This window comes from Amycolatopsis sp. cmx-4-54, from assembly GCF_046548895.1.
GTDB lineage: Bacteria > Actinomycetota > Actinomycetes > Mycobacteriales > Pseudonocardiaceae > Amycolatopsis.
In genome coordinates this window covers 1,006,829-1,032,756 of the sequence record NZ_JAEBEJ010000001.1, presented here as the reverse complement: position 1 = coordinate 1,032,756, position 25,928 = coordinate 1,006,829, and the positions used below count along the sequence as shown (strand labels likewise).

The window sequence follows — 25,928 nt, the reverse complement described above, 5'->3', positions numbered from 1 at the left end:
AGTGAGGCGCGCGGTCGGTCGCGGAGATCGACGCGCTGGCCGGCCTGCCGGTAAATCGGTGGTTCGCGATCACGGCACCTCGCTACAGTCGCCCTGTCGATGCCTGGGGAGGGGCGATGGGAAGAAAGAGTCCGCAGGAGAAGAAGCGGCTGAGCTACGCCAAGGATCGCCGCAACCGCTACGGCGAGAACGACAAGTCCTCGCGCAAGAACATTCCGCGCCACAAGCGGCGGGTGAACCGGGCGAACCGGCATCGTGAGCAGCAAGTGCTCAACGGTGCGCGTGGCTCCGCGGATATCGAGGGTGCCGCGATCGCCGAGGAGAGTTTGCTCAAGACCCGGCCGCAGCGGTGGCAGAAGTCGGCCGGAGCCACGCTCGGCGCGCTCGTCCAGGGGAAGCTCGCCATGACGGACGAGCGAAGGGTCTTCGAGGCGGAAACCTTGTCGCCGTTGAGCGACGACGAACTGGGTGAAATGCTATCGGCGGCGGTGCACCTGTTGCCGCTCAGGGACGCGGCGATCCTGCATCTCCTGTACTACGCGGGTCTTCGCGCCGGCGAACTGTCCGCGCTGGCTCTGCGGGACGTGTCGGCCGACGCGGTCATCGTCCGTGGACCGCGGCAGCGTACGGTCCCGATTCCGCCTGAGCTCCGGCCGGTGCTCGATGCCTGCCTTCGGGAGCGTGTCGACGAGGGAGCCTCGTGGTCGTCTTCGGATTCCTGATCGGTCTGCCGGGGTTGTCGGCGCGAACGCTGCGCAAGACCTTCGCCGTCAACCTCCTCCGGGCCGGGGTCGATCTCGACGACGTCGCCGCGATGCTCGGGCACGCGTCGCCTGAAGCCACTCGCGCCTACCTCGCTTCCTGACCGATAGGTCGGATGTATCTGCGGTCGAAGGCGCGTTGCAGGGCTACACGTTCACCGGTGCCGCGTCGATGTCGGCGTAGATGCTGCGCGGTGAGATGGCGGCGTTCTATCTCGGCGAACTGCAGCGGCGCTACATCCAGCCGAACACGATGTACAAGGAATCCGGTCCGGTGATCGAGACGCCGCTTTCGGCCACGCAGTCTCTGCACGACATGCTCGTGCAGAGCTGGGGCGGGGTGATCCGGCTGTTCCCGGCCGTGCCCGCCGCATGGGCGGACGCCGCGTTGCGCGACTTCCGCACGGAGGGCGCGTTCCTGCTCAGCGCTTCCCGGCAGGCGGGGAAGACACGCTGGGTCAAGGTCACCAGCGAGGCGGGGGCGCCGTGCGTGCTGCGGACGGACATGGACGGGGAGCTGACCGTCCGCGACCGGTGGGGACGGCCGAAACGCTGGCGGCGGCTGCCGAACGGCGACGTCCACCTCGACCTGCGGCGTGGGGAGGAGGCCGTCGTGCACCGCGCGGGCGACCGGCCGGACCTCGAAATCCGGCCCGTCCCGGCGAACGGGACCAGCACGCCATGGGGGATGCCGTGACGTCGTGAGCGGCGATACGCGAGAGTGTTCCTGTACTTCCTCCGGACGACAGGAGCACAGATGTCCCAGCCACCGCAGCCGGGTGAGCCCGAAGGCCAGGCGCCCGACGCCGGGGCTCCCCAGCAGCAGTATCAGCAGCCCTATCCGCAGCAGCCGTACCAGCAGCAGGGCTGGTACGGCGCGCCGCAACAGCCGCCGCCGTCGTCGTCGAACAAGACGGTGCTCTGGGTGGGGCTGGGTGCGCTGGGACTCGTCGTGATCGTCGCCGTCGTCGCGATCACCGGCTTCGTGGCACCGGGGTTCTTCCTGCCGGACTCGAAGGACAAGAGCACGGCCGCGTCGTCTTCCTCGTCGGCTCCGGCGTCCAGCACCGAGGACACGGCGACGCAGAGTCCGGTGAACATCCCTTCGAGCAGGGTTCCGCTGCCACAGCGCAGCGCCCCGCTGGCGGATCCGACGGACTGCGCGTTCCCGGCGGATTCCTCCGGTCCGGCGCCGAAGAAGGTGAACCCGCCCGCGGCGGCCCCGGCCCCGGCGTCCGGCACGATGGCCGTCACCCTCAGGACGACGGCGGGCGAAGTCGGGCTGACGCTGGACCGCGGGCTCGCGCCGTGCACGGTGGCGAGCTTCCTCTCGCTGGCGCAGCAGGGTTACTTCGACGGAACCTCGTGTCACCGGCTCGGTACCTCGGGACTGCAGATGCTCCAATGCGGCGACCCCGAAGGTTCCGGAATGGGCGGGCCGGGATACACCGTTCCGGACGAAGTCTTCTCCGGGCTCAGGTACGGGCGGGGCATTCTCGCCGTGGCGAAGAGGCAGGCGCCGAACTCGGGCGGCAGTCAGTTCTTCATGGTCTTCGGTGAAGCGGAACTGCCGCCCGACTACACCGTGTTCGGGAGCATTTCGGACGCCGGACTCCAGACCCTGGACAAGGTCGCGCGCGGCGGGGTGGACGACGCGAAGGGGCCGGGCGACGGGACCGGCCCGCCGCGGATCCCGGTGACTTTCCAGTCGATCGCGGTGGGCTGAACGAGGCTTTCGAGTTCGGTGCCGGTGGTCTTGCCCGCCTGAAGTACATGAAGGACCCCTTCCTTGCACCTGACGCAAGGAAGGGGTCCTTCATGTACTTGAATGGAGACTTCACGGACCGGGTTTTCGTGCGCTCAGCGGGACGGCGGGTACCGGACGCCGAACCACTGCTCCGCGTCGTACTCCTCGAACCGATCCACTTCAGCGAACCCGAGCTTCGCCGCGAGGCGCATCGAGCTTTCGTTGGCGGTCTGCGTGCAGAGCACCACCGGCTCGTCGGGAAGCGCGTCGGTGAACCAGTCGAGCGCCGCCGCGCAGGCCTCGGCGCCGTACCCGCGTCCCCACGCCTGCGGCAAGATCAGGTATCCGAGTTCGGTTTCCCCGGCCTCCGGTCGGATATGCCCCGGACGCTCCGCGTCACGCTGATCGAGCGTGATCATGCCGATCATCGATCCGTCGAGTTCGATGACGAACAGCCCGGGGCGCCTGCCCGGGATCTCGGGGCTTGTGCGCTCCAGCTCGTCACGCGGTCGAGCGCCGCCGATGTAGGTTCCCACCTCTGGCGAGGCGAAGAGCTCAATGAACGCCGAACGGTCACGGGCCTCGGACCCGCGGAGCACGAGCCGCTCGGTCTCGATCGGGGCAGGTGGCCAGACGACGTGACCGAGTTTGGTCATGGGCCGCAACCTATCGCACCCCGTCGCCCGGTGCCTGGAAGCCGCCGATCTCCCGCTCGAGCAGTTCAGCCAGGCGCAAGGGAGTGCGGTCTTCGAACATCGGGCCGATGAGCTGCACTCCGACCGGCAGGCCCTCAGCGGAGAGGCCGGTGGGGATGGCGGTGGCAGGCAGGCCGGGCATGGTGGCCAGACCCGCCCAGACAAGCTGGTCGAAGTACGGGTACTCGACGCCGTCGATGTCGATGCGCCGTTCCATCGGATTGGGGTGGTGGTCGTGCGGGAACGCGGGCGTCGGCGTGATCGGGCACAGCACGGCGTCGAACTCGGCGAACAGCCGCCGCCAGCCGTGGCGGTGGACCTCGCGGCGCTTGTCCGCCTCCATCCAGTCGCCATGGCTGAACAGCATGGCGCGCAGCCGCACGGCGTCAAGGCTCTGGTCGTCCGCGTCTGCCCGCAGCTGTTCGAGCGATTCGATGGGAAAGCGCGCGACGGAGCCCGAAATCAGCAACTCCATGTAGAGGGTCGCGGCTTCGGTCAGGTCGGGTAGCAGCGGAGTGTGCCGTTCGACGCGGACGCCGTTGTCGGCGAGCGCGGCGGCCACTCGGTGCACGCCCGCCCGCACAGCGGAACCGGTCGGGATGAGCGGATGGTCGTCGAGGACCAGGACGCGGAATTCGCCGAGGCGCTCGTGGCGTGCGGGCGGCAGCGTCACGTTGTGCGCCTTGCCGAGCGTCAGCGGATCCGGCCCGGCCATGACGTCGAGCAGGAGGGTGAGGTCGCGGGCGGTGCGTGCCATCGGACCGGCGACGGCGAGGTCGAGGTCGACCGGCAAGGCAGGCTCGGTCGGCGGGACCATGCCGCGGGTCGCCGCCAGTCCGAGTGTCGGCTTGTGCGCGTAGACGCCACAAAAATGCGCAGGGGTGCGCAGCGATCCGGCGAGGTCGGAGCCGATGGACAGCGCGCCGAACCCGGACGCCAATGCCGCCGCCGATCCGCCGGAGGACCCGCCCGGCGTCCGACCGTGCTCCCACGGGTTGACGGTGGTGCCGTAGATGTCGTTGAAGCTCTGGATGTCCTGTAGCCCCAACGGCACATTGGTCTTGCCGAGCACCACCGCACCCGCGGCCTTGAGCCGCGCCACCTGAACCGCGTCCTCGACGGGCATGTAGTCCCGGTGCGCCGGCATGCCCCACGTCGTGGGCAGCCCGGCCATGTCGTACGACTCCTTGACCGTCACCGGGACGCCGAGCAGCGGCCGGTCCTCACCACGCGCGCGTGCCCGGTCGGCACCGTGCGCGGCGGCCCGCGCGCGATCGAAGTCCGGCACGCAGATCGCGTTGAGCACCTCGTCTTCGCGCTCGATGCGGGCGATCGCCTCGTCGGTGAGTTCCGCCGATGTCACCGCACCGGCGCGTAAAGCGGCAATGATTTCTTCGGCCGTCTGAAAGCTTGATTCCATGAATTCGAAGCTATCGACGTGCTCCTGGGGGCACGAAATTCCGAGTCAGGCAACAGAAAGAGTCCTTCGTGGACTCGTTCGGGGATCGGCGCAGGTCACGGTGCTGAAAGTGGGTGACTCCGCTCGTGCGAGCCATGGAATGCCGCTTTGTGCAACGGGACGGATATCTCAATGCGCATTGTCCGCTTGGTTGCGCTTCTGACCTTTTCGCTCCAGCGAAAAGGGTTGGAGCCCGTGTGGTGACCGCTCCGGCGATGGCCGGGACGGCTGGCGCGCCGAGCGATGGCGTCGTCCCCGTCGAGGCGAAGAAGGGGCAATGGCACTGGGCGCACTCCCGCTACTGGTTCGTGGACGGTGTCAGCATGGGGGCCGCCCGCGTCAGTTGCCGCGCCTGGGGGAGGTATGGCGTCCAGAAGGACGTCGTAGCGAGGCACTGGGAAACACGCGATCAGGCCCGGTTCGGGATCGAACGGGCCTGATCGCGTACGTGGGTCTCAGTTCGGCGGCTGCTGAGTCGGCGGGTTGGACTGTGGCTGGCCTGGCTGGGGGTAGCCAGCCTGCGGCGACTGGAAACCCGGCTGTGTCCCCATCGGGTAGTTGACCGGTCCCGTGTTCGGCGCGAAGCCGGCCTGGTGCCGGGGCGGATGGCCGCTCTTGGCGACCGCGATGGCGACCAGGAGCCAGGAAAGCAGCGCGACGGCGTCGAGCGGGATGCCGACGCCCATGAAGATCAACTGGATCTCGTCGGCGGAAAGGTTGCCGGACGAGACCCAGGCAGGCACGTTCACCGACACGAACCGCCAGACGATGCCCGCCGCCGTCGTGACGAGCATGAGCACGAAGGCGCCCACCATCAGGCCGGAGACTCCCCGGGAACGGGCCTTGACCGACAAGATCAAGCCGAGCAGGCCCACCACGAGCTGCAAGACCCGCGGGATGACGTCGATGCTCGCGAACGTAAAGGTTGACATACCTGCCTTCCACAGCTTTCCCCGCCGGAGATCGTGACGTCCGGACCGCGCCGAGGTGATCCTATGTGGTGGCAACGCTTCACGTGGCGGGTTCTGGGAACGGGGCTTGACCACCCAACCTGAACCGTGAGGCTCAGAGCGGGTTGTGCGCCCCCAGCGGCGCGGTGCAGAACGGCCCGCCGATGTACTCCGCCGCGATCCCGGTCGGCGCGGGCTTGTCGGCCAGCTGATCCGCGTACGTCTCCGCGTTGTCGAGCGATTTGTAGCCCAGCGCCTCGGCTTCGGCGAGCGAGTAGACCCGGCGCGTGTTGTCCGAGACGCCCCAGATCAGCCGGTAGCCGGGGGAGGGGTAGCTCAGGCAGGCCTCGAACAGCCGCGCGCCGTCGTCGGGGGAGAGCCAGGTCGCCAGGCCGCGCGGGCCGAGGACGAGCGGGTTTTCGAAGCAGGAACCGATCCGGATGACGATCACGTCCATGCCGAACCGCGAGTGGTACAGGCTGCCGAGTGCTTCGATGGTCGCCTTGCTGACGCCGTAGTAGGTGTCGGGCCGGGGTGTGGAGTCGGCGGGGAGACCGTTCTCACCTGCTTCGTCGTTGCGCCGGAAGCCCACGGAGTGGTTGCTGGAAGCCAGGATCACGCGCGGCACACCGGCGGCTCGCGCGGCTTCGAGGACGGTGTGGGTGCCGTTGATGTTGACGTCGAGGGTGGCTTCCCACGAGTTCTCGCGGCTGTGCCCGCCGAGGTGGATCACCGCGTCGACACCGGCGCAAGCCTCCGCCATCGCCTCCGGGTCGGTCACCGACGCGGTGATCAGCTCGATGTCCTCGCCACCCGCGGCTTCGGGCTGCGCGGCCAGGTCGAGCAGCCGCAGCACCCGGCCGGAACGGCGCAGCCGCGGCCGCATCAGGGTGCCGACGATACCCGCCGAGCCGGTGATCAGGACGCGCTGGTCTGCCATGTGAACCCCTTGTCAGTGAAGGAAGAACGGAATGATCAGCGGATGCCGGCGCGGCGTAGTTGCTGGCCGAGTTCCGCGGTGATTTCGGCGAGGAGTTCGCCGACGCGCCGGGCGTCGGCGTCGGTGACCTCGGTGACCGGCATGGAGCAACTGATCGCGTCGGTGCCGGGGATGCGGTACGGGATCACGGCCGCGACGCACCGGACGCCGAGGCTGCCTTCCTCGATTTCCGCCGCATAGCCGCGTTCGCGGGTCTTCGCGCATTCGGCGTGCAGCGCTTCGACGGTGGTGATGGTGTTCGGGGTGAGCGCCGACAGCTCTCCGGTCAAGAGCCCGTCGATCTCGTCGTGCGTCAGTTCGGCCAGCAACGCCTTTCCTAGCGCGGTCGCGTGGGTGGGCAGCGTGCGGCCGACGCGAGACACGAGATGCGTCGAGTGCCGGGACTCGCGCGTCTCCAGGTAGACGACGTCGGTGCCCTCGCGGCGCGCGAAATGCGCGGTGTAGCCGGTCTTCTCCCGGATCCGCTCCAGCGCCTCGGTCGCGTACGGGACGACCGGGTCGCGGTCCAGATAGGCCGTGCCGCAGATCAGCGCGCGGACGCCGAGGCGGTAGCGGGCGGTGTTGGTGTCCACTTCCAGCCAGCCCGCTTCGAGCAGGGTGCGGAGCAGGCCGTGCAGGCTCGACCTGGGAAACCCGGTCCGCGCGTGGAGATCCGACAGCGAAAGCCACACGTCGTTCGCGGCGAAGGTCTCGATGAGGTCGATCGCCCGCCGGGCCGATTTGACCCCGGCGGGTTCGGCGGCGGGCGCGCCGTTCGCCACGGTGACAGCGGCTTCCTGCGGTGGCATCCGTGCTCCTCCATCCGGCCGTTGACTTGTGACTCCGGCCATATTAGCGTCCCGAACAGCGTTCTTATGGATGAACATAATCACTATAACAGACTCCGTTCATGAATGTGAACAGTTGACCGGCGCTGGGCTGGGCCTTCGTGAACGCGGAGAGGAGTCAACGGTGCACGTACTCGACTGGGCGATGGTCTGCGCGTATTTCGCGTTGATGGTCGTGATCGGCTGGTGGTCGCACAAGCGGATCCACGATGTGAAGGACTTCTTCACCGCCGGAGGCAGGATGCCCTGGTGGCTGACCGGGATCTCGCATCACATGTCCGGTTACAGCGCGGTGTTGTTCGTGGCCTACGCGGGCGTGGCCTATACGAGCGGGATCACCGTCTACTTCTGGGGCATGGCCAGTATCGGCATCGGCGTCGGTATCGGCAGCTGGCTGTTCGCCGCCCGGTGGAACAGGCTCCGGTCGAAGGTGGGGGTCGCGTCCCCGCTCGAGTACCTCGCGCGGCGGTTCAACGTCCCGACCCAGCAGGCGCTCGCGTGGAGCGGCAGCCTGCTGAAGATCTTCGACATCGCGGCGAAGTGGTTCGCGATCGCCACGATCCTCAACGTCTTCGCCGGGGTGGACTACACCTGGGGCATCATCATCACCGGCTCGGTCACGCTGGCCTACTGCACCGTCGGCGGTCTCTGGGCCGACGCGCTCACCGACTTCGGCCAGTTCGTGATCCAGGCCATCGCGGCCATCGCCATGCTCTGGGTGGTGCTGGGCAAACTCGGCGGCGTCTCGGGTCTGTGGACGATGTGGGGCGATCTCCCGCCGAGCCACCTCAACCCGACCACGTCGAAGTTCACCACCGTCGTGTTGCTCGTCTATGTACTGGTGAAGACGCTGGAGTACAACGGCGGTATGTGGAACCTGGCGCAGCGCTACATGGCCGCGCCCGACACGCACGCGGCACGCCGGGGCGCGCGGCTCTCCTCGATCCTGTACCTGGTGTGGCCGCTGTTCATGATGTTCCCGATGTTCGCGGCTCCGCTGCTGATCCCGGACATCCAGAACCCGGACAACGCCTACGCGATCATGACGACGACGTTCCTGCCGCCGGGCCTGATCGGGCTGGTGCTGGCGGGCATCTTCTCCCACACGATGGCGATGGTGTCGTCCGACGCGAACGCGATCTCCGCGGTCATCACCCGCGACATGCTGCCCGTGCTGGTGAAGAAGACCCGGCGGTGGACCGAAGCGCAGGGCCTGCTGGCCGCCCGCGTCACGACCGCGATCTTCATCGTGCTGACCATGGCGGTCGCCACGCAGGCCCCCAAACTCGGCGGTGTGCTCGGCATCGTGGTGCTCTGGGTCGCGGCTTTGATGGGTCCGATCTCGGTCCCGCTGCTGCTCGGCATGCTCCCGTGGTTCCGCCGTTCCGGCTCCCGCGCGGCGCTGATCTCGTGGGCGGGCGGTCTCATCGCCTACGCGGTCGCCTACTACGGCTACAACGCCACCCTCGCGGTCACCGTGTCCACCCCGATCCTGGTCTCGCTGGGGCTGTTCATCGGGCTCGGCTACCTCATGCCAGAGCGCAAGGCGACCACGGACGAGCTCATCGACACGATCGACCGCGACGACGAAGTCCTACCCCGCAAGTCGCAGGACGGCACCACCGTGCCCGCCTGACCGGGCCCGTACCCGGGACCATCCACAAAGAACGAAAGAGAAATCCATGGCACAGCCCAAGTTCGAGGCACGCGTTCCCGCCGAGAACTCATCAGCGCAGATCGAACTCGACGGCCTACTGGCGTTCCCCTTGACCCCCTTCACCGAGGGACTGGAACTCAATCTCGACGTGTTCGCGGAAACCGTCGAGAGCCACGTGGCCGCCGGAGCCGGCGCGCTGTTCGTCGCCTGCGGTACGGGCGAATTCAGCTCGCTGTCCCCGGACGAGCACGCGGCGATCCTGCGCAAGGCTCGTGAGGTCGTCGCCGGGCGGGTGCCCGTGTGGGTCGGGGCGGGCGGTGGTGCGGCGTCGGCCCGTGCCGGAATCGCGGCGGCGGAGGCGGGCGGCGCGGACGGCGTCCTCCTCCTGCCGCCCTACCTGGTCACCGGTCCGCCGTCCGGGCTGGTCGACCACGTGCGGTACGCCGTCGGGGAGTCCTCGATCCCGGTGATCGTCTACCACCGGTCCACCGGCGTGTTCACCCCGGACTCGGCCGTGGACCTGCTCGGCATCCCGTCGGTGGTCGGCATCAAGGACGGTTTCGGCGACGTCGAGCTGATGAGCCGGATCATCACCACGATCCGTTCCGTCGGCACCGGCCGGGCCCGGGATTTCCTGTTCTTCAACGGTCTTCCGACGGCGGAGGTCTCCGCGCGCGCCTACTCCGCGGTCGGCGTGGCGCGGTACTCCTCGGCCGTGCACTGCTTCGCCCCCGAGATCGCGGCCCGGTTCCACCGCGCGCTCGCGGAGAACGACGACGCCGTCATGGAGGCGCTGCTCGCCGGGTTCTACCTTCCGCTGGTGGCGCTGCGGGACGAAGGCCGTGGCTTCGCCGTGTCGCTGGTCAAGGCCGCCGCGCGTCTGCGGGGTGACAAGGTCGGCTCGGTCCGGCCGCCGCTGGTCGAGCCCACCGCGGACCAGATCGCCCGCCTGGAGAAGATCATCGACGACGGGTTCGCCGCCCTCAAGTCCGTCGAGGCCGGTGCCTGAAGATGAAGGTTCTCGACGTCGTCCTGACCCCGGTCGCCTTCGCCGACCCCCCGCTGCTCAACGCGATGGGCGTGCATGAGCCCTTCGCGCTGCGCGGCGTTGTCCAGCTGATCTGCGAAGACGGTGTGGTCGGCCTCGGCGAGTCCTACGGTGACCTCGCGTTCCTCGACCAGGTCAGGAAGGTGCTCCCCGAACTCAAGGGGCACGACGTGTTCGACCTGCCCGGCCTCCGCCGGAAGGTCGCCACCACCCTCGGCGAGGTCGTCTTCGCCGACGCGCACGGGCTCACCGGCGGTTTCTCCGTCAGCAAGACCGTCGCCAGCGTGTACTCGCTGTTCGAGGTGGCCGCGCTCGACGCGCAGGGTCACTACCTGGGCAGGCCGGTGGTGGACCTGCTCGGCGGCAAGGCACGCGACGCCGTCGACTTCTCCGCCTACCTGTTCTACAAGTTCGGCGCCCACATCGGCGCCGACGAGGACTCGTGGGGCGAGGTGACCACGCCGGAGGCGCTCGTCGGCGAGGCGCGCCGCATGGTGGAGGAGTACGGCTTCGGCTCCATCAAACTGAAGGGCGGCGCCTTCGACCCCGACCAGGAGATGGACGGGATCCGCGCGCTCGCGGACGCGTTCCCGGATCATCCGCTCCGCATCGACCCGAACGCGGCGTGGACCGTCGAGACCGGGATCCGGGTCGCCGAAGAACTCGACGGTGTCCTGGAGTACCTCGAAGACCCGACGCCGGGTATCGAGGGCATGGCGCGGGTCGCGGAGAAGGCGAACATGCCGCTGGCCACGAACATGTGCGTCGTGCGCTTCGCGGACATCGAGCCGGCGTTCCGGCAGCGGGCGGTCGGCGTAATACTTTCGGACCATCATTACTGGGGTGGCCTGCGGGACACCCAAGCCCTCTCGACCACGGCGGAATGCTTCGACGTGGGGCTTTCCATGCACTCGAACAGTCATCTCGGGATCAGTCTGGCCGCTATGGTGCACGTGGCCGCGGCGACGCCGCACCTGACCTACGCCTGCGACACCCACTGGCCGTGGAAGACGGCCGACGTCATCGCCCCGGGTGCGCTGGAGTTCGCCGACGGTGCGGTCGCGGTGCCCGACAAGCCCGGGCTCGGGGTCGAACTCGACCCCGACGCGCTGGCGCGGGCCCATGAAGACTATGTCCGAAGTGGACAGACCAAACGGGATGACGTGACCTATATGCGGAAGTTCGTCGGAAGCTTCGAACCGAACACGGCACGGTGGTGACGAGGTGAAGGTCACCGGATACGCCTACCCCTGGGACGTCGTCGACGATCCCGGCTTCGTCGAGCGCGTACGGGAGCTCGGCGTCGACGAGGTCGCCGTCGCCGTGTCGTACCACAGCGCCCGCGCGGCGACTCCCTGGTCGCCCGAGCGCACTTCGATCGTCGCGCGCCACGCGGCGCTGTACCGGCCCGTGCGTGAGGAGGCGTGGGGTGAGCTGAAGCCCGCCGAACCGGACTGGGTCGAAAGCCGCGACAGCGCGGGCGACGCCGTCCGGATGCTGAACGAGGCGGGTGTCCCGGCGGCGGCGTGGCTCGTGCTGACCCACAATTCGCAGCTGGGCACGGAGTTCCCGGATTTCACCGTGCGCAACTGTTTCGGCGAGCGGTACCCGTGGGCGCTGTGCCCAGGCCAGCCCGCCGTCCGGGAGTACGCGGCGAACGTGACGGCGGAGAGTCTCGCCGGGCTCGACTTCGCCACGGTCATCCTCGAGGCCTGCGGTCCGCTCGGCGCCGTGCACCAGCACCAGCACGAGAAGACCGACGGCGTCTGGTCGCCAGCGGTCGCGCGGCTGCTGTCGATCTGCTGCTGCGACGAGTGTCTCGACGCCTGGGCCGCGGCCGGTCAGGATCCGGCGAAGGCGCTGGGCAAGCTGCGGGCCGAGGTCCGGCGGCTGATCGACAGCGGTGACCTCCGGGCGACCGAGGACAAGATCCTGCCCACCCTGCGGCAGGTCCTGCTCGACACGCGGCAGCGGGCGACCGACGCCCTCCGGCGCGAGGTGCTCGCGAAGATCCCGTCCGGGCCCCGGATCGTGCTGCACGGCGCGATGGACCCGTGGGTCACCGGCGCGCTGCCGGGGCTGACGCCGTCGGCCCCGGACGACGTCGACGCGGTGGTGCTGCAGAACTGGGCACCCGGTCACCCCAGTGTGAACGCCGTCGCGGCGGCACGGGCGAAACTGCCGGAGAAGGTCGCCGTCGGCAGCTACATCACCGCGGTGGCGGCCAGCCCGGTGCCCGACATCGAGGCCTACACCATCGAACTCGGCAAGGCAGGCGCCACCGAGCTGCACCTGTACCACCTCGGCCTCGCCGGCCCGGGGCGCTGGGCGGATCTCATCGCCGCCGTCAGCGCCGCGCAAGAAGTCGGTTCCCGCGGCGACGTCGGGTGAGACGTGACGGACTCGAGGTGACCAGTGCGCGCCTTAACTGAACTAGGAGAAGCAAGAAAAATGAGCCAGGCAACGGATCCCGCCACGCTCGACCAGATCCTCGCGGCCGCCGCCGATGCTGCAGGCACGACGGCGGCCGCGACCCCAGCCCGGCGCGCCGGATGGCTGAACGCGGCGGCGGACGCCCTCGACGCGGCCGCCGACGAGCTGATCGCGCTGGCCAACCGGGAGACCCATCTCCCGGCCTCACCGCGACTGCAGGGAGAGCTGAAGCGCACGACGTTCCAGCTGCGCCTGTTCGGCGAAGTGCTGGCCGACGGCGCGTTCCTCGGCGCCACGGTCGACCACGCGGACGCCGCGTGGCCGATGGGTCCGCGGCCGGACATCCGCCGGTTGCTCACCCCGATCGGTCCGGTGCTGGTGTTCGCCGCCAGCAACTTCCCGTTCGCGTTCAGTGTCGCGGGCGGGGACACCGCTTCGGCGCTGGCCGCCGGCTGCCCGGTCGTGCTCAAGGCGCACTCGGGGCATCCTGAGCTGTCCGCCCGCACCGGCGAGATCCTGCGTGAAGCGCTGCTCGGGGCCGGTGCGCCGGAAGGGATCTTCGCGGTCGTCCACGGCCAGCAGAACGGCGTCACGGCGCTGAAGGACCCGCGGATCCAGGCGGCTTCGTTCACCGGTTCGGTGCCGGGCGGGCGCGCGCTGTTCGACATCGCGACCTCGCGGCCGTCGCCGATCCCGTTCTACGGCGAACTCGGCAGCGTCAACCCGGTCGTCGTCACGCAGGCCGCGATCGACGCGCGCGGTGAAGCGGTCGCCAAGGGCTACGCGGGCTCCTTCACCCTCGGTGCCGGGCAGTTCTGCACCAAACCGGGGCTGCTGTTCCTGCCCGAGGGGCACGGCCTCGAAGACACGCTGCGCGAGGCCGTCGCGGCGATCCCGGCGCAGCCGATGCTCAACGAGCGTATCGCGGCCGGATTCGCCGACGGGCTGGCGAAGCTGAGCGAGGTCGACGGTGTCGAGGTGCTGTCGGAATCCGGCGGTACAGAAGGGATCTCGCACGGCGCGACCCTGCTCGCCACCACCGCCAAGGCCTTCCTGGCCGATGCCGGCACGGTCCGCGAGGAATGCTTCGGTCCGGCGTCGCTGATCGTCACCTACGCCGATCAGGACGAACTGATCAGCCTGCTCGGCGTGATGGAACCCGGTCTCACCGCGACCATCCAGGGTGAAGAGTCCGATGTGGACTGGATCCGCCCGGTGCTCCCGTCGCTGACCCGCGTCGCCGGCCGTCTGCTGTGGAACGACTGGCCGACCGGTGTCACCGTCACCTGGGCACAGGAACACGGTGGTCCCTACCCGGCGACCACCGCGCCGACCAGCACGTCGGTCGGCACGGCCGCGATCGAGCGCTTCCTGCGACCGATCGCCTGGCAGGGCTTCCCCGACGCGCTGCTGCCGGAACCGTTGCAGGAGAACAACCCGTGGGAGCTGCCCCGCAGGACCGACGGAAAACGCCAGTAACGCTCGTGAGTGATTTGGGTCGTTCCAACGACCCAAATCACTCACGACCCCAGTTCCCGCCGCCGCCCCTAGTTGCCGTCTTTCGACCCCCTTGGGAGGCACCGTCATGTCCGAATTCGGTCACTTCGACAGGAGAACGGCTTTGCGGGGAGGTGCGGCCGCTGCCGCTTCGGTGGCTTTCACGACCGCTCTCGCGAGCCCTTCGTCAGCGCGACCCGCGGCTCCGGACACGGCGTCCATCGTGACCGGCTATCGCGCACTGCAGACCGGGATCAACCGGCCGTCGGCGGAACGCGCCGCCGCGCTGGCGAACCTGGACCGGGTCGCGAAGTCCTACCACGACAGCATGACGGTCGACGGCGGTCCACTGTGGAAGGACCTCCCGCTCGGCCCCGGCAGCGAGTTCACGACTTCGATGTACGCCCGGCTCCGCGCGATCGCGGTCAACTGGGGCACCCCCGGTGGCGCGCTCGCGGGTGATCCCGCCGTGCTCGCCCGGATCAAGGCGGCACTGGAACTGCTGTACACCAGCGATCAGTACAGCGAGAAGACCGCCGAGATCGGCAACTGGTACACCTACGAGATCGGTATCCCGCTCTACCTGCTGCACATCCTCGCGACGGTCGCCGACGAACTGACCGAGGACGAACTCGCCAAGTACCTGAAGCCGGTGCTCAAGTTCTCCGGCGATCCGAACCGCCGCACCAACAACCCCAGCGTCGTCGAGACCGGCGCCAACCGCGCGGACAAGTCGATGATCTCCATCGTCTCCGGCGCGATGCTGGGCGACGTCGAACGGATCAAGCGGGGTGTCGGCGCGTTCACCGACGTCGAGGGCGGGGGAGCGGCGAGTGTCATCGCCAAACTCCATCGCGCGGCGGGCGACGGTTTCCACACCGACGGCTCCTTCCTGCAGCACGACTCGGTGCCGTATCCCGGGCATTACGGGATCATCCTGCTCACCGCGGTCGTGTCCGCCATCCACGTCACCCAGGGCACGGAGTTCGCACTGCCCGCCGACGTGCGCGACGCGACGTACGCGCTGGTCGCCGACACGTTCGCGCCGTTCGTCCACGCGGGCGCGCTGTTGGAGTCGGTCCGCGGCCGATTCCTTTCACGGCAAGGGGAATCCGCGCACGACATCGGACATCAGCTCACCGGCGCGGTGGTCCTGCTGGCGCGGTCGGCGAGCGGGAAGCGCAAGGACGAACTCGGCGGCCTCGCCGCGAAGTGGATCACCGAAGACACTTTCGCGCCGTACCTGGAGATCCCGGATCCCGAACGGTTCGCGCCGGGGCCGGACCTCGTCGGCATCCCCGGTATCGAGTTCGCGCAGGAACTGCTGGCGACCGGGCTCCGGCCGGCACGGACGGTCGCGACGCATCGCGTGTTCGGCCAGCAGGACCGGATGGTGCATATCACCGAAGGCTGGTCGGCCTCGCTCGGCGTCGCCTCGACCCGGATTTCGCGATACGAGTCGATCAACTCGATGAACCTGCACGGCTGGTACGTCGGCGACGGCTCGCTGTATCTGTTCCTGCCCAAGGCGAAGGGACATTTCACCGACGCCTACTGGCCGACGGTGGACCCGCTGCTGCTGCCGGGCACCACCACGAAGACCGGTCCGACCCCGAAACTGGAGTCGGTGCCGCTGACGAGCAAGGATCATTGCGGCGGTGTTCGTTGGGACGCGCGGCACGGCGCGCACGCCCTCGACTTCGTTTCCCAAGACGGCACGCTGACCGCGAAGAAGTCATGGTTCTTCACGCCGTCGGGTGTGCTGTGTCTCGGCGCCGGGATCACCGACTCCTCCGGTGAGCGGGTCCGCACCACGATCGAGAACCGCAACCTCGGCGAGAACGGCTCCGGTGTCCTGCTGGCCGACGGTCGTCTCATCGGCGGTTCGGAGTCCTTGCGGCGCAAGCGATGGCTGCATCTGGAGAAGGTCGGCGGCTACGTCCTGCTCGATGACGCCGAGGTCACCGCGCTGCGCGAGGACCGGACGGGGACCTGGCGCGACATCGACAAGGGCGCCAACACCAAGGGAACGACCGTGCCCTGCACCCGGCGCTATCAGAAGCTGGTCATCGAACACGGGGCCGGACCCTCGAACGCGAGCTACGCCTATGCGGTGCTCCCCACCGCGTCGGTGCTGGAGACGATCGCCTCGGCCTGGTCGTGGCGCGTGCGGTCCAACACCGCGACCGTGCAGGCCGTCCGGCTGTGGGACGCGACCCTGCTGGCGAACTTCTTCGCCGCCGGCTCGGTCGACGAGGTGACGGTGTCCGGTCCGGCGTCGGTGGCGCTCGGCCGGACCCGCGACGGCTGGCGGCTCACTGTTTCGGATCCGACGCAGCGGCAGGACGTCCTGCGCGTGACCGTGCGGCGCAAGACCGTCGAGGTGCCGGTGAAGGACACCTTCGGCGCCACGCAGGTCGTCCGCGTTTAGTCGACTGATTGCGGAGGCGGTAGGGGCGAGGTGATGGCCGCTCCACCCAACGGCGTTGCGAAAGCCACTTTCGCAACCTTCAACGTTGCGAAAGTGGCTTTCGCAACCCAGCTCTCCACTACCCAAGCCCGCTGCGCGTGAAGGCCCCCTTCCCTCGGCTCAGCCGAGGGAAGGGGGCCTTCACGGCCAGAGAGATCAGCCGCGTCCGGGACCGTCCTGGCCGGGGCGGCGCCGCCGCAGGTACCGCTCGAACTCGGCCGCGATCTTGTCCCCGCTCACGTCGTCCAGCGTGAACTCGGTCTCCGCGTCGCCGCGCTCCTCGAGTCCCCGGACGTACTCGCTGATCTCCTCGTCCTCCTCGGCCATCTCCGTGACCGTCCGCTGCCACTCTTCGGCCTGCTCGGGCAGGGCGCCGAGCGGAATCTCGACGTCGAGGATGTCCTCGAGCTTGTGCAGCAGCGCCAGCGTGGCCTTGGGCGACGGCGGATGCGAGACGTAGTGCGGCACGGCCGCCCAGATCGACACGGCCGGGACGCCCGCCTGCACGCAGTAGTCCTGCAGGACCCCGACGATGCCGGTCGGGCCCTGGTAGTTGTTCAGCTCCAGGCCGAACTGCGAAGCGGTGTCCTTGTCGTACGCCGTCCCGGTGACCGGGACAGGTCGGGTGTGCGCGGTGTCGGCAAGGAGCGCGCCGAGGGTGACGACCGTGGCGACTTCCAGCTGCTGGATGTGCTCCAGCAGTTCGGCGCAGAAGGCGCGCCAGCGCATGTTCGGTTCGGGCCCCTGGACCAGCACGATGTCCCGGCTGAGGCCCTCCGGGCGGCATACCGAGAGCCGGGTGGTCGGCCAGTCGACCCTTCGGGTGACGCCGTCCACCATGCGTACGGTCGGTCTGCTGACCTGGAAGTCGTAGTACTCGTCAGGACTCAGCTCGCTCAGCGGGGTCGCATCCCAGTTGAGCTGGAGATGCTCGACCGCCCGGCTGGCCGCGTCACCTGCGTCGTTCCATCCTTCGAAGGCGACGATCAAGATCGGCTTGCTGTCATCCGGGTGGTCGCGGCCGGGCCGCTGGGTCTCGTCGACGGGCTCACTCACCGGACCAGCCTACGACCAGGGGGCCGTGCGGCGTTGGGCATGTCCGGCGGCGTTTCGCCGGGGCGAACCGTGCGGAGCCGACGTACGCGACATTTCGGGTGGCGACCACGCCGTCGACGTGAATCCGTCTCGGCTACCGTGGGTCCTGGAAGGTCCATCCGATCGTGAGGGGGAACCGTGACCGAACCGTCCACACTGGACGGACTCGCCGCCGTGCTGTGGGACATGGACGGCACGCTGGTCGACTCGGAGAAGCTGTGGGACGTCGCGCTCTACGAGGCCGTCGAAAGCCTCGGCGGCACCCTGACCGAGGACCAGCGCCTGAGTCTCGTCGGGTCCAATATGGACGACACGGCCGCGTTCCTCCTCGAAGTGTGCGCCAGGCCCGTCACGCCCGAGTCGATCGCGGAGATGGGGGTGTGGATCCGCCGCCGCACGGCCAACCTCTTCGACGGCCCGCTCCCGTGGCGGCCCGGCGCTCAGGAACTGCTCGAACTGTTGCGCGCCAACGGTGTCCCGATGGCCTTGGTCACCTCCACCGAACGGTCGCTGACCGAGCTCGCGCTCAACACCATCGGCCGCGGGCACTTCGCCGCCACGGTCTGCGGCGACGAGGTCGATGGTCTGAACAAGCCGGACGCCAGGCCGTATCAGCTGGCAGCGGAGTTGCTGGGGGTCCCGGCTTCCCGGTGCGTCGCGATCGAGGATTCGCCGCCGGGTGCGGCTTCCGCGGCCGCTGCGGGCTGCATGGTGGTGGTGATCCCGAACGACGTCGACGTCGAACCGGGTGAACGGCGTGTGTTCCGCTCGTCGCTGGTGGGTCTCGACGTGGCGGCGCTGACCGCGCTCCTGCCCTGACCGCCATGTCGCGTTTCCGCTAGACCCCGCCCGGTGCGGTCGGTGATGCTTGCCGGGTGCATGAGGATTTCGAGCGCTGTGTCCGGGCGGTCCAGTCGAACGACGCCCGGTTCGACGGCTGGTTCTTCACCGCGGTCCTGACGACGCGGATCTACTGCCGGGCGAGTTGCCCGGTCGTCCCGCCCAAACCCGAGAACATGACCTTCTACCCGAGCGCGGCGGCCGCGCAGGAGGCCGGGTTCCGCGCCTGCAAGCGCTGCCGTCCGGACGCGAGCCCGGGTTCGCCGCAGTGGAACGAGCGCGCGGACCTGGTGGCCAGGGCGATGCGGCTGATCGCCGACGGCGTCGTCGACACCCACGGCGTGAGCGGGCTGGCCTCCCGGCTGGGCTACAGCGTGCGGCAGGTGGAGCGGCATGTGCGCGCCGAACTCGGCGCCGGCCCGCTCAGCCTCGCCCGCGCCCAGCGGGCGCAGACGGCACGGCTGCTGATCGAGACCACCGGATTGTCGATGATCGACGTCGCCCTCGCCGCGGGCTTCGGCAGCGTCCGGACCTTCAACGACACCGTGCGCGAGGTCTTCGCCCTGTCTCCGACGGAGCTGCGGGCTCGCGTCCGCACGGCGCCGGCGACCGCCGCCGGGACGCTGAACCTGCGCCTGCCGTACCGGAAGCCGTTGTTCCCGGACAACCTCTTCGGGCATCTGGTCGCGACAGGCGTCCCCGGCGTCGAAGAATGGCGCGACGGCGCGTACCGCCGGACGCTGCGTCTCCCGCACGGCCCCGCCGTCGTCGCGCTCAAGCCGGAGGACGGCTACATCGGCTGCCGTCTCACGCTGTCGGACCTGCGGGACCTCTCGACCGCGATCAGCCGTTGCCGCCGCCTGCTCGACCTCGACGCCGACCCGGCCGCGGTCGACGAGGCACTGGCGGCGGACCCGCTGCTCGAACCGCTCGTGGCGGCCGCGCCGGGCAGACGGGTGCCGAGGACGGTCGACGGTGACGAGTTCGCCGTCCGCGCCGTTCTGGGCCAGCAGGTGTCCACCGCCGCGGCCCGCACCCACGCCGCCCGGCTGGTCCTCGCGCACGGTGCTCCCGTCGACGACCCGGACGGCGGCCTCACGCACGTCTTCCCGGACGCCGCCGCGCTCGCGGACCTCGACCCGGAAAGCCTCGCGATGCCGCAGAGCCGCAAGCGGACCCTGCTCGGTCTCGTGGCCGAGCTGAACGACGGCGACCTCGACCTCGGCGCGGGAAGTGACTGGCAGCGAGCCCGCGAGCGGCTGCACGCGCTGCCCGGTTTCGGCCCGTGGACCGTCGAGAGCATCGCGATGCGCGCGCTCGGCGACCCGGACGCCTTCCTGCCGACCGACCTCGGCGTCAAGGTCGCGGCGAAGGGCCTCGGGCTCGGCCCGGCCGCGTTCGCCGCGCACGCCGAACGCTGGCGTCCGTGGCGCGCCTACGCCGTCCAACACCTCTGGGCGACCGGAGACCACCCGATCAACCGGCTCCCCGCCGCCTGAGTTCCGAGGAGCGCCATGCGCACGCACACCGTCATCGACAGCCCGTACGACAAGCTGACCCTGGTCGCGGACGGCGAAGGCCTCTGCGGGGTGTACATGGTCCAGCAGCGGCATCGCCCGGTCGAGGAGACGTTCGGCCATCCCGACCCGGGCTCACCGATCTTCGTGGACACCGAGAAACAGCTGAAGGAGTACTTCGCCGGTCAGCGTAAGGATTTCGATCTTCCGCTGAGCCTCGGCGGCACCGCGTTCCAGCGGATGGTCTGGGAGGGCCTGCTCGGGATCCCGTATGGCGAGACGGTTTCCTACGGTCAGCTCGCCGACCGGCTCGGCAGGCCCACCGCGTCGCGCGCGGTCGGCCTCGCGAACGGGAAGAACCCGATCAGCATCATCGTGCCGTGCCATCGGGTGATCGGCTCCACCGGCGATCTCACCGGCTACGGCGGCGGTGTCGAACGGAAGCGGCAGCTGCTCGACTTCGAGCGAGGCGGCGCGGTGCTGTTCTGAAGTGTGACGCGACCGGCACCACACCGGCCCGGGGCAGCGCGACGCGGGCGCGGATGGAAGGATCTCCAGACTGTGAAGACCTTCGATGAGCTGTTCGCCGAGCTTGCCGACCGCGCCCGCACGCGGCCCGACGGTTCCGGCACCGTCGCCGCGCTCGACGCGGGAGTGCACGCGCAGGGCAAGAAGGTGCTCGAAGAGGCGGGCGAGGTGTGGATCGCCGCCGAGCACGAATCCGACGACAGGCTCGCCGAGGAGATCTCACAGCTGCTGTACCGCGTACAGGTGCTCATGCTCGGCCGAGGACTGTCGACAGAGGACGTGTACCGGTACCTGTGACGCGGTCGCGTCCGGAGAACCAAGGAGAAGCAATGCTGCGTGTCGCCGTGCCGAACAAGGGAGCCCTCGCCGCCGCCGCGTCGGAGATGCTCGGAGAGGCCGGCTACCGCAAGCGACATGAGGCCCGCGACCTGACCGTGCTGGACACCGTCAACGAGGTCGAGTTCTTCTTCTTGCGTCCCAAGGACATCGCGATCTACGTCGGGTCCGGCGAGCTGGATCTCGGCATCACCGGCCGCGACCTCGCCCTCGATTCCGGCGCCCCGGTCGAGGAGATCCTCGGCCTCGGCTTCGGCGGTTCCACCTTCCGGTACGCCGCACCCGCGGGCCGGGACTGGAAGGCCGAAGACCTGCAGGGCAAGCGGCTCGCGACGTCGTACCCGCGCCTCGTGCGCGAGAACCTGAAGCAGCACGGCGTGGAGGCGGAGGTCATCCGCCTCGACGGCGCCGTCGAGATCTCGATCCAGCTCGGCGTCGCGGACGCCATCGCGGACGTCGTCGAGTCCGGACGTTCGTTGCGCCAGCACAACCTCGTGGCCTTCGGGGATCCGATCTGCGTGTCGGAGGCGGTGCTGCTGCAGCGTGCGGGCACCGAGCACACCCGGCCGAAGGACCAGCTGAAGGCACGGCTGCAGGGAGTCGTCTTCGCCCAGCACTACATGATGCTGGACTACGACTGCCCGCGTACGTTGCTCGACGCGGCCATCGCGATCACGCCGGGTCTCGAGTCGCCGACCGTCGCGCCGCTGGCGGACGAAGACTGGGTGGCCGTGCGGGCGATGGTGCCGCGCAAGGAGGTCAACCGGATCATGGACGAACTCGCCGAGACCGGCGCCAAGGCCGTCCTGGCTTCGGACATCCGGGCCTGCCGGCTCTGATCTCGGTCCCCACACACGCCATGAAAGGTCCTTTCCTTGCAAATTTTGCAAGGAAAGGACCTTTCATGGCATTGGCTAGCGGGGCCGGTTCGGCTTCTTGGGCATGAGGTCGTAGAGCTTCTTGCGCGATCCGTTGTCCTTCGCGCTCCGCGTCACCGACACCTCGGTGATGAAGTCCTCGAAGACGAACTCCTCGTCCGCGGGCACGATCGCCGCGGCCGGATAATTCTGCAGGTAGCCGTCCAGCGTCGCCGCGATCTCCCGGAACGACAGCGCCTGCAAGGTTTCCGGCGCGTAGGTCGTCACCGGCACGCCGTGCGCGGCGGCCTCGTTCATCACGACGCCGAGCGGCACATGCGACAGCATCGGGATCCCGAACGTGTACAGCTCCTGCAACGCGGCCGCCGCGTAGTGCGAGATCGGGCGGCGGTACAGCCCGGGAACGAGACCGTAATAGGCGATCGGCGGACGGCCGACGGTCTGTTCGACGTAACGCACCTGGTCCGCGAGCAGGCGCAACGCGCGGATGCTCGTCCGGTCCGGCTGCACCGGCACGAGGATCCCGTGCGAAGCGGCGAGCGCGTTGTTGGTCAGGACGTCGAGCGCGGGCGGGCAGTCGATGATGATGTGGTCGTAGTTCGCGAACTGGATGACCCTGGCCAGCTGCCAGCCGGGTACGCGGAACTGGTCCAGCCGCCGGATCAGATCGAACATGCCCGGCGAGGTCGGGATGACGTCGAACGCGCCGCCCCGGCCGAGGTTGCTGCGCGGATGCCGCACGGCGAGTTCCTCGATCGGCCCCTTCCACACCTTGGTCAGGGCTTTGGCCAGGCTGGGCATGTCGTGCGCCACCTCGTCCAGCCCGAGGAGTTCGGTGGTCGCGTGGCCCTGTGGGTCGAGGTCGATCAGCAGCACCCGGCGACCGCGTTCGGCCAGTGCGGCCGCCGCGCCCACGCTGAGTGAGGTCTTGCCGACCCCGCCTTTCTGGTTGACCACCGAGGTGATCTGCATGCCGAAGCGCTCCCTGCGTCTGTTGTTCCGGGAAGGCTATTGGAAACCCGCCGAGAAAGCGCGTCTATCAGCCCGCCTGTCGCGGCCTCACCAGGAGAGCCTGAGCGCCGGAGGCGATCGGGCCCGAAGCGTCGTGCAGTGTGGTGGTCGCGGTCCCGACGCCGTTCGGGCCGACCAGGGTGGCCGCGTCGACGCCGATCCAGTCGCCCAGCGGCGGACGGCGGAGGTGCACCGTCAGCTCCGAATTGATGAACCACCATGCACGCGGATCCAGGAAGTTCGAGATCCCGTTGCCCGAATCCGCGAGGACGAACAGCCGCTGCAGCGGGCTCGGCTTCTCCCCGTCGACGAGGGCGACGCGCTGACGGCCCCAGACCGTCGCCGGCCCCGCCGCGTCCAGCGCGCCCTTGACCCGCCGCCACTCGACGGCGTCGAGGTATCCGCCGTGCCAGCCCTCCGGCCAGGAGGACGCCGGCAGCCCTTCCGGCGAGGGCAGCGGCGGACCTTCCGCGGTGGCCACCGCCGTGGTGTCCGAGGTCGCGAGGCGCCACGCCGACGCACGGGCGACGACCCGCTCACCGTGGGAGAGCTCGGCGACCAGCCACTCGACCGACCGGCCCGGCCGCTCCACCCACGCCCGCACCGAAAGCTCCTTCAGCGGCGCGGGCCCGAGGATCTCGACCGTCACCCGTGCCAGCTGGCTCGCGTGCGGCGCCTCGACCTCTTCGAGCGCGCGGACGAGCAACGCCGAAGGCGGCCCGAAGTGCTGCGCGTCCGGAGTCCAAGGCCCGGCGGTGTGCGGGGTCGGGAGGAAGACGCCGTCGCCCGACGGCACGTAGAAGGCTTCTGTCACAAGGGCACTCTAGGCCGTGCCCGGTGAGTCCGGTTCGTGGTCTCCGCGCCCACGCGGCCCCTGACGGCACGGGCGGTTCACCCGAGTACGACCCCGAGGGAGAACCGCCCGCACCGCCAGGAACCACCTGGATCACGAAGCCCATCGAACGGACTCACCGGGCACGGCCTAGTCCGCACGGTCCAATACGGACTCTTCGCCGGGATCAGGCTCCGGCCAGCCGGGATACGGCGGGGGAGTGCCGCCGTACTGCGGGCAGAGCGCCTGGTGATCGCACCACGCGCAGAGCTTGCTCGGATTCGGGCGGAAATCGCCGGTCTTGCCCGCTTTGAGGATCGCCTGCCAGATCGCCTCCAGCGTGCGCTCGAAGCGGATCAGCTCGCCCTCGTCCGGGGTGTAGGCCAGGGACTGTCCGTCGGTGAGGTACATCAGTTTCAGCTGACGCGGCACGACACCGCGAAGCCGCCAGAGGACCACGGCGTAGAACTTCATCTGGAACATCGCCTTGGCCTCGCCGATTTCGCGGGGCGCGGCGCCGGTCTTGTAGTCGACGACCCGGATCTCGCCGGTCGGCGCGACGTCCAGCCTGTCGACGTAGCCCCGGAGCAGCACTCCGGAGCCCAGCTCGATCTCGACGTGCAGCTCGCACGCCTCGGGTTCCAGGCGGCGCGGGTCTTCGAGACCGAAGTAGGTGTCGACGAGCTGCTCGGCCGACGAAAGCCACGAGGTGACGGCTTCGGAATCGTCCTGGTCGAACAGCTCGATCCACTCCGGACGTTCCGCGGACAGGTCCTCCCACGCCGGCGCGAGCAGCTCCTTGGCCTGCGGCGGGGTGCGGTCGGCTTGGGGAAGGGAGAACAGGCGCTCCAGCACGGAATGCACCAGCGTGCCGCGCAGCTGGGCCTTCGTCGGGATCTCGGGCAGTCTGTCCACCGCGCGGAAGCGGTAGAGCAGCGGGCACTGCTTGAAGTCGCTGGCACGCGACGGGGACAGGGCCGGCCGACGGCGCGGGACTTCGGCGCCGGGCGGCGGATCGGCGGTGACCGTGTCGGTGTCGGGCATGGGATGAGCGTATCGCCGGGCACCGACAGTTCCGGGACCGCGACGCACCGGAGCGGCATGACCGACACCACCCGGACGGGAAGGGCGGGTTACCGGCACCCCACACCTGGGCATCTACGCTCTGACACATGGCGGTGACGGGTGAGCAGGGCCCGCCTCGACGAGGCGTGGCACCAGAGGGCGGGCTCCTGCTGTTCCGCGTCTCCGGGATCCCCGTGCTGCTGGCCCCTTCGTGGTGGATCGGCTCCCTGATCATCGTGGTGCTCTACACGCCGCTGGTCGGGCGGATCCTCCCCGGCGCGACCACGCTGACCTCCTGGCTGCTGGCGGCCGCGTTCGCGGTCCTTCTCGGACTTTCTGTGCTCGCGCACGAACTCGGGCACTGCCTGGTCGCACTGCGGCTCGGCATCCCGGTCCGGCGCCTGCGGCTGTTCCTGCTCGGCGGCCTCTCGGAAGTCGCGAGGACACCGCGCGAGCCGAGGCAAGAAGGGCTCGTCGCCGCCGCGGGACCGATCGTTTCGCTGCTGCTGGGCGGTTTCTGCGGTCTGCTGATGTTCGCCGTCCCGCCGGAAAGCGCGGCTTGGCTGCTCATCGCCGAATGCACTGTCGCGAACTTCGCCGTCGGGCTCTTCAACCTCCTTCCCGGACTTCCGCTCGACGGCGGCAGGCTGGTCCGTGCCGGGGTCTGGGCGGCGACCGGCCGCCGCGAGAAGGGCACGCGGGCGGCGGTCGTCGGTGGCGGTGTCGTCGCCGCCGGACTGGTCGTCTGGGCGCTGTGGGGGCTGGCCGCGGGCAGCGAGGACCGCTGGCTCCGGCTCGGTGTCTGCGTGGTGACGGCGTGGTTCGTGATCCTCGGCGCTCGAAGCGAACTCGCCGCCGAAACCCGCCGTGGGTGGCCGGAAGGCGTGCGGCTGAGCGAACTCGTCCGGCCCGTTCTCCAGCTTCCGGCGGAGAGCCCCGTCTCGGACGCGCTGGCCGCTTCGGCGGGTCGCGGCGTGGTCCTGGTGCGTGCCGACGGCGTCGCGGCGGGTCTGCTCGACGAGACGGCCGCCGCACAACTGGCCGGGACGTCGCCGCACGCGCCCGCGGAGATGGCCGCGGAGCCGATCCGCGCCGACACCGTGCTGCTTTCGTCGGAGTCGGGGGAGGAGATCGCCGAGCGGGTGCGGGAAACGGCCGCGTGGCAGTTCCTCGTGGTGGACGACGAAGGCAGGCCCGCGGGAGTGCTCAGGCGGGAAGACCTGCGTGCCGCGATGACCCGGAGCCGACCCCCGGCGTAACGCGGCGCGGCCACCTGCGAGGA

General features: G+C 69.3%; 25 protein-coding genes and 1 pseudogene. 17 read left to right on the top strand and 9 right to left on the bottom strand.

Annotated features, from left to right (window positions below):
- Positions 1–116 precede the first annotated feature (116 nt).
- The 4 genes and pseudogenes from ACLJQ7_RS05060 to ACLJQ7_RS05045 all read left to right on the top strand — a co-directional run bounded on the left by ACLJQ7_RS05060 (position 117) and on the right by ACLJQ7_RS05045 (position 2,487).
- Positions 117–722, top strand: coding sequence for a hypothetical protein (locus ACLJQ7_RS05060; RefSeq protein ID WP_410646958.1), 606 nt, complete (start codon positions 117–119; stop codon positions 720–722).
- Positions 701–865: a tyrosine-type recombinase/integrase gene (locus ACLJQ7_RS05055; RefSeq protein WP_410646957.1), complete on the top strand. Its 165-nt coding sequence runs from the start codon at positions 701–703 to the stop codon at positions 863–865. Before ACLJQ7_RS05060 ends, ACLJQ7_RS05055 begins: the two co-directional genes overlap by 22 nt.
- A 26-nt stretch (positions 866–891) precedes the next feature.
- Positions 892–1,458 (top strand): annotated as a pseudogene (locus ACLJQ7_RS05050) (glycoside hydrolase family 95-like protein); the annotation flags it as partial.
- A gap of 60 nt (positions 1,459–1,518) precedes the next feature.
- Entirely contained in the window at positions 1,519–2,487 is a 969-nt protein-coding gene (locus ACLJQ7_RS05045; RefSeq protein ID WP_410646956.1) for a peptidylprolyl isomerase, read from the top strand.
- 134 nt (positions 2,488–2,621) lie between these two features.
- Here the strand turns inward: ACLJQ7_RS05045 and ACLJQ7_RS05040 are convergent, their stop codons facing one another.
- A complete protein-coding gene (locus tag ACLJQ7_RS05040) occupies positions 2,622–3,164 on the bottom strand; it encodes a GNAT family N-acetyltransferase (protein ID WP_410646955.1) in 543 nt (180 codons plus the stop codon).
- Positions 3,165–3,174: 10 nt separating this feature from the next.
- Positions 3,175–4,623, bottom strand: a complete 1,449-nt coding sequence (locus ACLJQ7_RS05035; RefSeq protein WP_410646954.1) for an amidase — start codon at positions 4,621–4,623, stop codon at positions 3,175–3,177.
- 236 nt (positions 4,624–4,859) lie between these two features.
- Here ACLJQ7_RS05035 and ACLJQ7_RS05030 point away from each other — a divergent pair, with 236 nt between their 5' ends.
- Positions 4,860–5,102, top strand: coding sequence for a hypothetical protein (locus ACLJQ7_RS05030; RefSeq protein WP_410646953.1), 243 nt, complete (start codon positions 4,860–4,862; stop codon positions 5,100–5,102).
- 15 nt (positions 5,103–5,117) lie between these two features.
- Here ACLJQ7_RS05030 and ACLJQ7_RS05025 read toward each other — a convergent pair whose 3' ends face one another.
- The 3 genes from ACLJQ7_RS05025 to ACLJQ7_RS05015 form a co-directional block, all read right to left on the bottom strand.
- Positions 5,118–5,594: a hypothetical protein gene (locus ACLJQ7_RS05025; RefSeq protein ID WP_410646952.1), complete on the bottom strand. Its 477-nt coding sequence runs from the start codon at positions 5,592–5,594 to the stop codon at positions 5,118–5,120.
- Positions 5,595–5,727: 133 nt separating this feature from the next.
- Complete coding sequence (locus ACLJQ7_RS05020) at positions 5,728–6,552, bottom strand: NAD-dependent epimerase/dehydratase family protein (RefSeq protein ID WP_410646951.1); 825 nt, start codon at positions 6,550–6,552, stop codon at positions 5,728–5,730.
- Between the two features lie 35 nt (positions 6,553–6,587).
- Positions 6,588–7,400: an IclR family transcriptional regulator gene (locus ACLJQ7_RS05015; protein ID WP_410646950.1), complete on the bottom strand. Its 813-nt coding sequence runs from the start codon at positions 7,398–7,400 to the stop codon at positions 6,588–6,590.
- A gap of 163 nt (positions 7,401–7,563) precedes the next feature.
- Between ACLJQ7_RS05015 and ACLJQ7_RS05010 the strand changes: the two genes are divergently transcribed.
- From ACLJQ7_RS05010 to ACLJQ7_RS04985, 6 genes are all read left to right on the top strand, one after another.
- Positions 7,564–9,075: a sodium:solute symporter family protein gene (locus tag ACLJQ7_RS05010; RefSeq protein WP_410646949.1), complete on the top strand. Its 1,512-nt coding sequence runs from the start codon at positions 7,564–7,566 to the stop codon at positions 9,073–9,075.
- Positions 9,076–9,121: 46 nt separating this feature from the next.
- Positions 9,122–10,105 carry a 5-dehydro-4-deoxyglucarate dehydratase gene (locus ACLJQ7_RS05005; protein ID WP_410646948.1) on the top strand — a complete coding sequence of 328 codons (984 nt, stop codon included), beginning with the start codon at positions 9,122–9,124 and terminating at the stop codon, positions 10,103–10,105.
- A 2-nt stretch (positions 10,106–10,107) separates the two neighbouring features.
- Positions 10,108–11,364 (top strand): glucarate dehydratase family protein, encoded by a 1,257-nt coding sequence (locus ACLJQ7_RS05000; RefSeq protein ID WP_410646947.1) that lies wholly within the window; start codon positions 10,108–10,110, stop codon positions 11,362–11,364.
- Between the two features lie 4 nt (positions 11,365–11,368).
- Complete coding sequence (locus tag ACLJQ7_RS04995; protein ID WP_410646946.1) at positions 11,369–12,535, top strand: hypothetical protein; 1,167 nt, start codon at positions 11,369–11,371, stop codon at positions 12,533–12,535.
- Positions 12,536–12,595: 60 nt separating this feature from the next.
- A complete protein-coding gene (locus ACLJQ7_RS04990) occupies positions 12,596–14,056 on the top strand; it encodes an aldehyde dehydrogenase (NADP(+)) (RefSeq protein WP_410646945.1) in 1,461 nt (486 codons plus the stop codon).
- A 106-nt stretch (positions 14,057–14,162) separates the two neighbouring features.
- On the top strand, positions 14,163–16,505 hold the full coding sequence (locus ACLJQ7_RS04985) for a polysaccharide lyase 8 family protein (RefSeq protein WP_410646944.1): 2,343 nt from the start codon (positions 14,163–14,165) through the stop codon (positions 16,503–16,505).
- 195 nt (positions 16,506–16,700) lie between these two features.
- On the opposite strand, the gene ACLJQ7_RS04980 is transcribed toward ACLJQ7_RS04985, so the two are convergent.
- The gene (locus ACLJQ7_RS04980) at positions 16,701–17,600 is read right to left on the bottom strand and encodes a PAC2 family protein (RefSeq protein ID WP_410646943.1); all 900 of its coding nucleotides are present in this window, start codon (positions 17,598–17,600) and stop codon (positions 16,701–16,703) included.
- A 177-nt stretch (positions 17,601–17,777) separates the two neighbouring features.
- On the opposite strand from ACLJQ7_RS04980, the gene ACLJQ7_RS04975 reads away from it, so the two are divergent.
- The 5 genes from ACLJQ7_RS04975 to hisG all read left to right on the top strand — a co-directional run bounded on the left by ACLJQ7_RS04975 (position 17,778) and on the right by hisG (position 21,699).
- Complete coding sequence (locus ACLJQ7_RS04975) at positions 17,778–18,458, top strand: HAD family hydrolase (RefSeq protein WP_410646942.1); 681 nt, start codon at positions 17,778–17,780, stop codon at positions 18,456–18,458.
- A 56-nt stretch (positions 18,459–18,514) separates the two neighbouring features.
- The gene (locus tag ACLJQ7_RS04970; RefSeq protein ID WP_410646941.1) at positions 18,515–19,978 is read left to right on the top strand and encodes an AlkA N-terminal domain-containing protein; all 1,464 of its coding nucleotides are present in this window, start codon (positions 18,515–18,517) and stop codon (positions 19,976–19,978) included.
- Positions 19,979–19,993: 15 nt separating this feature from the next.
- Positions 19,994–20,485 carry a methylated-DNA--[protein]-cysteine S-methyltransferase gene (locus ACLJQ7_RS04965; RefSeq protein WP_410646940.1) on the top strand — a complete coding sequence of 164 codons (492 nt, stop codon included), beginning with the start codon at positions 19,994–19,996 and terminating at the stop codon, positions 20,483–20,485.
- 72 nt (positions 20,486–20,557) lie between these two features.
- Positions 20,558–20,821, top strand: a complete 264-nt coding sequence (locus ACLJQ7_RS04960; RefSeq protein ID WP_034306611.1) for a phosphoribosyl-ATP diphosphatase — start codon at positions 20,558–20,560, stop codon at positions 20,819–20,821.
- Positions 20,822–20,853: 32 nt separating this feature from the next.
- Entirely contained in the window at positions 20,854–21,699 is an 846-nt protein-coding gene (gene hisG, locus ACLJQ7_RS04955) for an ATP phosphoribosyltransferase (RefSeq protein ID WP_410646939.1), read from the top strand.
- 75 nt (positions 21,700–21,774) lie between these two features.
- Here the strand turns inward: hisG and ACLJQ7_RS04950 are convergent, their stop codons facing one another.
- The 3 genes from ACLJQ7_RS04950 to ACLJQ7_RS04940 form a co-directional block, all read right to left on the bottom strand.
- A complete protein-coding gene (locus tag ACLJQ7_RS04950) occupies positions 21,775–22,710 on the bottom strand; it encodes a ParA family protein (protein ID WP_410646938.1) in 936 nt (311 codons plus the stop codon).
- A gap of 67 nt (positions 22,711–22,777) precedes the next feature.
- Complete coding sequence (locus ACLJQ7_RS04945) at positions 22,778–23,563, bottom strand: thioesterase family protein (protein ID WP_410646937.1); 786 nt, start codon at positions 23,561–23,563, stop codon at positions 22,778–22,780.
- 168 nt (positions 23,564–23,731) lie between these two features.
- Positions 23,732–24,625: a RecB family exonuclease gene (locus tag ACLJQ7_RS04940; protein ID WP_410646936.1), complete on the bottom strand. Its 894-nt coding sequence runs from the start codon at positions 24,623–24,625 to the stop codon at positions 23,732–23,734.
- Positions 24,626–24,753: 128 nt separating this feature from the next.
- Here ACLJQ7_RS04940 and ACLJQ7_RS04935 point away from each other — a divergent pair, with 128 nt between their 5' ends.
- Positions 24,754–25,905, top strand: coding sequence for a M50 family metallopeptidase (locus ACLJQ7_RS04935; RefSeq protein WP_410646935.1), 1,152 nt, complete (start codon positions 24,754–24,756; stop codon positions 25,903–25,905).
- Positions 25,906–25,928: the final 23 nt, after the last annotated feature.

What these genes read in the sequence shown, in the direction of transcription:
- ACLJQ7_RS05060 (WP_410646958.1), top strand. Translation starts at nt 117, where the DNA reads ATGGGAAGAAAGAGTCCGCAGGAGAAGAAGCGGCTGAGCTACGCCAAG.
- ACLJQ7_RS05045 (WP_410646956.1), top strand. Translation starts at nt 1,519, where the DNA reads ATGTCCCAGCCACCGCAGCCGGGTGAGCCCGAAGGCCAGGCGCCCGAC.
- ACLJQ7_RS05040 (WP_410646955.1), bottom strand. Translation starts at nt 3,164, where the DNA reads ATGACCAAACTCGGTCACGTCGTCTGGCCACCTGCCCCGATCGAGACC.
- ACLJQ7_RS05035 (WP_410646954.1), bottom strand. Translation starts at nt 4,623, where the DNA reads ATGGAATCAAGCTTTCAGACGGCCGAAGAAATCATTGCCGCTTTACGC.
- ACLJQ7_RS05025 (WP_410646952.1), bottom strand. Translation starts at nt 5,594, where the DNA reads ATGTCAACCTTTACGTTCGCGAGCATCGACGTCATCCCGCGGGTCTTG.
- ACLJQ7_RS05020 (WP_410646951.1), bottom strand. Translation starts at nt 6,552, where the DNA reads ATGGCAGACCAGCGCGTCCTGATCACCGGCTCGGCGGGTATCGTCGGC.
- ACLJQ7_RS05015 (WP_410646950.1), bottom strand. Translation starts at nt 7,400, where the DNA reads ATGCCACCGCAGGAAGCCGCTGTCACCGTGGCGAACGGCGCGCCCGCC.
- ACLJQ7_RS05005 (WP_410646948.1), top strand. Translation starts at nt 9,122, where the DNA reads ATGGCACAGCCCAAGTTCGAGGCACGCGTTCCCGCCGAGAACTCATCA.
- ACLJQ7_RS05000 (WP_410646947.1), top strand. Translation starts at nt 10,108, where the DNA reads ATGAAGGTTCTCGACGTCGTCCTGACCCCGGTCGCCTTCGCCGACCCC.
- ACLJQ7_RS04990 (WP_410646945.1), top strand. Translation starts at nt 12,596, where the DNA reads ATGAGCCAGGCAACGGATCCCGCCACGCTCGACCAGATCCTCGCGGCC.
- ACLJQ7_RS04985 (WP_410646944.1), top strand. Translation starts at nt 14,163, where the DNA reads ATGTCCGAATTCGGTCACTTCGACAGGAGAACGGCTTTGCGGGGAGGT.
- ACLJQ7_RS04965 (WP_410646940.1), top strand. Translation starts at nt 19,994, where the DNA reads ATGCGCACGCACACCGTCATCGACAGCCCGTACGACAAGCTGACCCTG.
- hisG (WP_410646939.1), top strand. Translation starts at nt 20,854, where the DNA reads ATGCTGCGTGTCGCCGTGCCGAACAAGGGAGCCCTCGCCGCCGCCGCG.
- ACLJQ7_RS04950 (WP_410646938.1), bottom strand. Translation starts at nt 22,710, where the DNA reads ATGCAGATCACCTCGGTGGTCAACCAGAAAGGCGGGGTCGGCAAGACC.
- ACLJQ7_RS04940 (WP_410646936.1), bottom strand. Translation starts at nt 24,625, where the DNA reads ATGCCCGACACCGACACGGTCACCGCCGATCCGCCGCCCGGCGCCGAA.
- ACLJQ7_RS04935 (WP_410646935.1), top strand. Translation starts at nt 24,754, where the DNA reads ATGGCGGTGACGGGTGAGCAGGGCCCGCCTCGACGAGGCGTGGCACCA.